The sequence below is a fragment of the Actinoplanes sp. NPDC026670 genome, assembly GCF_040638175.1.
GTDB lineage: Bacteria > Actinomycetota > Actinomycetes > Mycobacteriales > Micromonosporaceae > Actinoplanes.
On sequence record NZ_JBEZXU010000199.1, the window covers coordinates 1 to 1,271 of the forward strand.

At 68.3% G+C, this 1,271-nt stretch carries 2 protein-coding genes; both read right to left on the reverse strand.

The features are described 5' to 3' along the window. Positions 1–609, reverse strand: a 609-nt coding sequence (locus tag AB0E94_RS53050) for a DDE-type integrase/transposase/recombinase (RefSeq protein ID WP_360344607.1), incomplete at its 3' end; no start/stop codon positions are given. Between the two features lie 149 nt (positions 610–758). Continuing rightward, entirely contained in the window at positions 759–1,190 is a 432-nt protein-coding gene (locus AB0E94_RS53055) for a hypothetical protein (RefSeq protein WP_360344610.1), read from the reverse strand. Between the last annotated feature and the right edge of the window lie 81 nt (positions 1,191–1,271).

Here is a 1,271-nt window from a genome sequence, read left to right on the forward strand (position 1 = left end):
GTAGAACGCCTCGCAGTGCTGCCGGGCATGCTGAATCGACCCGAACGAGTCCGGGAACGTCGGGTCGTACTTCAACGTCTTGAAGCTCGCCTCGATGAACGGGTTGTCGTTGGATGTCTTCGGCCGGCTGTGACTGCGGCCGATCTTCAGATCGGTCAGCAACTGGGTGACCGTCTTGCTGGTCATCGCCGCACCCCGGTCGGCGTGCACGGTCAACTGATCCGGGTTCACGCGTTCCCGGGCGGCCGCGTCGGCGATCAGTGCCTCGGCGAGCTGTCCGTCCTCGTAGCCGGCGATCAGGTGGCCGACGACGTAGCGGGACCAGATGTCGATCACCGTGTAGAGGTGGAACCAGACGCCCTTGACCGGGCCACGCAGTTTGGTGATGTCCCAGGACCAGACCTGGTTGGGGGCGTCGGCCACGAGTTCGGGCTTGGTGCGGGCCGGGTGCGTGGCCTGGGCCCGTCGTTCGCCGGTCTGCCCGGCGGCCCGCAGGATCCGGTACATCGTGGACTCTGAACACCACCAGCGGCCCTCGTCGAGCTCCCGGGCCCACACCTGGGCGGGCGCCAGATCGGCGTACTCGGGCCGGTTCAGCAACTGCAGCACCTGCTCACGTTCGGCTTGCGACAGCGCCGACGGCGGTGGCTTACGTGGTGCCCGCGGCCGTGAGACCAGTGGTGGCGTGCGGTGCCGGTAGAGCGTCGCTCTCGACAGGCCGGTCAGCCGGCACGCGGGCGCAACGCCCCAGACCTCGGTCAGCGCCTGCTGCGCCTCGGCGAGGACCGGTTCGGCATCGGCACGGCATCCGCGCTCTCGGAGAGCAGTTCCAAGAGCGCGTGCGCTTTTCCCATGATCTGCAACGCAGTCTCGGTCTTGGCCAGCTTGGCCTGCAGGCGCGCGTTCTCCCGCTGAAGGCGGGCAAGTTCGGCATTCTCGGCCTTCTTCGCCGCCCGCGCAGCCGATTGCCGCCGGTCCGTCAGGCCGGCCGCGGCTCCGGCATCCCGGGCCTTGCGCCAGTCGAGAATGTGTGACCCATACAGCCGTTCCCGGCGCAGAATCGCCCCGCGAGCCGCCGCATCCGGCGCCGACTCGTACTCGTCCAGGATCCGCGCCTTGAACTCCGCGGTGAATGTCCGCCGCTGGGGCCGGGCGTCCGGATCCGGGTTCTCGTGGGGCTTCGACGTCATGCTGATGTGTGCTCCTCAGGGCCGTCCAGGAAGAGTATCCCCTGGTAGACGGGCTGTCTCACATCAGCGTGACAGGGAGGG

Bases quoted from the DNA above. Each gene is read 5' to 3' on its own strand.
- AB0E94_RS53055 (WP_360344610.1), bottom strand. From the start codon at position 1,190: ATGACGTCGAAGCCCCACGAGAACCCGGATCCGGACGCCCGGCCCCAG.